The sequence below is a fragment of the Streptomyces sp. NPDC059002 genome (genome assembly GCF_042740435.1).
Taxonomy (GTDB): domain Bacteria; phylum Actinomycetota; class Actinomycetes; order Streptomycetales; family Streptomycetaceae; genus Streptomyces.
Genome location: NZ_JBHYJI010000044.1, coordinates 75714 through 79473, shown reverse-complemented (window position 1 = coordinate 79473; position 3760 = coordinate 75714). Strand labels below are relative to the sequence as shown.

Below are 3760 nucleotides of genomic sequence, written 5' to 3'. Positions count from 1 at the left end.
GACCGCTGGTTCTGTGTAGGGCTTGATTCGTGCCGCCCCTTCACTGCCCATTAGGCAGTTGTGGACCGCTCGCTGACAAGCCGCTTCAGACGTACGACCCTTGCCCTCGCCGCGGCCCTCGCGCTCACCGCGCCCGCGGTGACCTCGGCGACCGCCCAGGCCACCGACGCCACGCCACAGGCGTCCGCCGACCACACCCTCGTCGGCTATCTGCACACCAGCTTCGCCAACGGCTCGGGCTACACCCGGCTCGCGGACACCCCCGACAGCTGGGACATCATCGACCTCGCCTTCGGCGAACCGACATCGGCGACCTCCGGCGACATCCGCTTCGGCCTCTGCCCCAAGACCGAGTGCCCGAACGTCGAGACCAAGGACGAGTTCAAGGCCGCGGTCAAGGCCAAACAGGCGGCCGGCAAGAAGGTCCTGATCTCCATCGGCGGCCAGAACGGCCAGGTGCAGCTCACCACCACCCAGGCCCGCGACACCTTCGTCTCCTCCGTCTCCGCGATCATCGACGAGTACGGACTCGACGGCCTGGACATCGACTTCGAGGGCCACTCCCTCTCACTGAACGCCGACGACACGGACTTCAAGAACCCGAAGACCCCGTCGATCGTGAACCTCATCACGGCGGTGAAGACCCTCAAGGCCAAGTACGGCAGCGGCTTCACGCTCACGATGGCCCCGGAGACCTTCTTCGTGCAGCTCGGCTACCAGTTCTACGGCACCGGCAAATGGGGCGGCCAGGACCCGCGCGCGGGCGCCTATCTGCCGGTCATCCACGCCCTGCGCGACGACCTCACGCTGCTGCACGTCCAGGACTACAACTCCGGGCCGATCATGGGCCTGGACAACCAGTACCACTCCATGGGCGGCGCGGACTTCCACATCGCGATGACGGACATGCTCCTGACCGGCTTCCCGGTGGCCGGAAACACGAACAACGTCTTCCCCGCCCTGCCCCCGGAAAAAGTCGCCATCGGCATGCCCGCCTCCGTCAACGCGGGCAACGGCCACGTCCCCACGACCGAGGTCAACAAGGCCCTCGACTGCCTGACGAAGAAGACCAACTGCGGCTCCTACCAGACCCACGGCACCTGGCCCACCCTGCGCGGCCTGATGACCTGGTCCATCAACTGGGACCGCTTCAACAACTGGGAGTTCTCCAAGAACTTCGACGCGTATTTCGGGTGACGCGCGCGACGACCAGCACCATGCCCTGCAGCAACATCCCCGAAAGCAGCCAGGACGCCACCACGTCCAGCGGCCAGTGATACCCCTGCCGCACGAGTCCGAAGCCGATCGCGACGTTCAACAGGGCGCAGCCGATGACCAGTTCACGGCGTCCGTAGGCGCCGCGCAGGAGCGGAAGGAGCAGGAGCACCGCCGCCCCGTAGGCGACCGTGGCGGTCGCCGCGTGGCCCGAGGGGTAGAAGCCGCCTGTGCCGTCCATGCCGGGCGGGCCGGGGCGGTCGACGGCTGCCTTGAGCGGGGCGATCAGGGCGGGGACCACGGCCATCGTGACGGCGGCGGCGAGCCCCGGCAGCCACCAGCGGAACGCATCGGCCCGGTGGCGGTGCCAGGACGTGCAGGCGATGGCGGCCGCGAGCAGGGGAACGGCGACCGTGATGTTGCCGAGGTCCGCGAAGAACTCGGCGGCGGCGTCCGGCAGGCGACTGTCGGCGAGGGCGCGGCCCGCGCGTTCGTCGGCGCGGCGCAGGGGCCCGTCGGCGACGACCTGCCAGGTGAGGAGCGCGAAGAGCAGCGCGCACAGGGAGAGGACAAGAGTCGGCCGCCCGGGAACAGGGGGGGGGTGGTTCCCGGGCGGCCGAGTCGACCGGGTTGCCGCGCGCCCCGGGGGGTTTGGGGCGGGCGGCCATCCGATCGGTGAGGAGTTCCGGAGCCTGAAGCTCCGGGTGTGTGCGCGAGGGCACGACCAAGACGGGGCTGGGGAGGCTCCGCCGTGGTGTCGCCCACAGTCCCCTGTGGGCGGGGTGTTTCTCTCATCTGCAGAAACCGTACGTCAGGTGATTGCGGGCCGACAGGCGGAACGACATCCCGTCATGGGGCCCGCACACGTTCTTCACAGGCCCCGACGCTCACCCCAGGTCACGGCGGGTCCACCGCGCGGGGTCCACACACGTCAGGGCGGGTTCCGCCGATGCGGAGCCCGCCCTGACGGTGGCCGGTCGGTCAGACGCCGGCGAACGCGCCCTCGATGATGTCCAGGCCCTCGGCCAGCAGGTCGTCGCCGATGACCAGCGGCGGCAGGAAGCGCAGGACGTTGCCGTAGGTGCCGCAGGTCAGGACGAGCAGGCCCTCCGCGTGGCAGGCCTTCGCCAGGGCGGCGGTGGCCTCCGGGTTCGGCTCCTTGGTCGTACGGTCCTTGACCAGCTCGATGGCGATCATCGCGCCGCGGCCGCGGATGTCGCCGATGATGTCGAACTTCTCGGCCATCGCGGTCAGGCGGGCCTTCATCGTCGACTCGATCGCCTTCGCCTTGGCGTTGAGGTCGAGCTCCTTCATCGTCTCGATGGCGCCGAGCGCACCGGCGCAGGCCACCGGGTTGCCGCCGTAGGTGCCGCCGAGGCCGCCCGCGTGCGCGGCGTCCATGATCTCGGCGCGGCCCGTGACGGCGGCGAGCGGCAGGCCGCCCGCGATGCCCTTGGCGGTGGTGATCAGGTCGGGGACGATGCCCTCGTCCTCGCAGGCGAACCACTGGCCGGTGCGGCAGAAGCCGGACTGGATCTCGTCGGCGACGAAGACGATGCCGTTGTCGTTGGCGTACTTCACGATCTCCGGCAGGAAGCCCTTGGCGGGCTCGATGAAGCCGCCCTCGCCGAGCACCGGCTCGATGATGATCGCGGCGACGTTGTCGGCGCCGACCTGCTTGGAGATCATGTCGATGGCCTGCTTGGCGGCCTCGGGCCCGGCGTTCTCGGCGCCGGTCGGCCAGCGGTAGCCGTAGGCGACCGGGACGCGGTAGACCTCGGGCGCGAACGGGCCGAAGCCGTGCTTGTACGGCATGTTCTTGGCGGTCAGCGCCATCGTGAGGTTGGTGCGGCCGTGGTAGCCGTGGTCGAAGACGACGACGGCCTGGCGCTTGGTGTACGCACGGGCGATCTTGACGGCGTTCTCGACGGCCTCGGCACCGGAGTTGAACAGCGCCGACTTCTTCTCGTGGTCACCCGGCGTGAGCTCCGCGAGCGCCTCGGCGACGGCCACGTACCCCTCGTACGGCGTGACCATGAAACAGGTGTGGGTGAAGTCCTGCAGCTGCGCGCTCGCCCGGCGCACCACGGCCTCGGCGGAGGCGCCGACGGACGTCACGGCGATGCCGGAACCGAAGTCGATCAGACGGTTGCCGTCGACGTCCTCGATGATGCCGCCGCCCGCGCGCGCGGCGAACACGGGAAGGACCGAGCCCACGCCACCGGCGACCACGGCGGTGCGGCGGGCCTGCAGCTCCTGCGACTTCGGACCGGGGATGGCGGTGACGACGCGACGCTCCTGCGGAAGGGCAGTCATGGGGGGCTCCTGGGGGTGGGGCGACGATACGGACGCTCTACTGCTTTCTTCGCAGGTTAGGGGCGCGGCCAAGGGGTGGGCATGCTCCATGGGGGAGTCGTTGGCCGTGGCGGTTGTCCGTCGTGGACATAGCGGCGGGTCCGCCCCGCACGGCTCGGAGGGTCCGCCTCGTACGGCTCGGAGGGTCCGCCTCGTACGGCTCGGCGGGTCCGCCCCGCACGGCTCGGCG

Annotated in this window: 2 protein-coding genes and 1 pseudogene; 1 reads left to right on the top strand and 2 read right to left on the bottom strand. The window is 70.0% G+C overall.

Annotation, left to right across the window (positions count from 1 at the left end; all coding sequences use genetic code 11):
- Window positions 1–138: 138 nt before the first annotated feature.
- Window positions 139–1197 (top strand): annotated as a pseudogene (locus ACFWZ2_RS31050) (chitinase); the annotation flags it as partial.
- On the opposite strand, the gene ACFWZ2_RS31045 reads toward ACFWZ2_RS31050, so the two are convergent.
- Both ACFWZ2_RS31045 and gabT read right to left on the bottom strand, forming a co-directional pair.
- Window positions 1151–1522 (bottom strand): phosphatase PAP2 family protein, encoded by a 372-nt coding sequence (locus ACFWZ2_RS31045; RefSeq protein WP_384551292.1) that lies wholly within the window; start codon window positions 1520–1522, stop codon window positions 1151–1153. The pseudogene ACFWZ2_RS31050 and the gene ACFWZ2_RS31045 overlap by 47 nt on opposite strands.
- A 674-nt stretch (window positions 1523–2196) precedes the next feature.
- Window positions 2197–3531 (bottom strand): 4-aminobutyrate--2-oxoglutarate transaminase, encoded by a 1335-nt coding sequence (gabT, locus tag ACFWZ2_RS31040; protein WP_384551290.1) that lies wholly within the window; start codon window positions 3529–3531, stop codon window positions 2197–2199.
- Window positions 3532–3760 lie beyond the last annotated feature (229 nt).

Bases quoted from the DNA above. Each gene is read 5' to 3' on its own strand.
- ACFWZ2_RS31045 (WP_384551292.1), bottom strand. From the start codon at position 1,522: ATGGCCGTGGTCCCCGCCCTGATCGCCCCGCTCAAGGCAGCCGTCGAC.
- gabT (WP_384551290.1), bottom strand. From the start codon at position 3,531: ATGACTGCCCTTCCGCAGGAGCGTCGCGTCGTCACCGCCATCCCCGGT.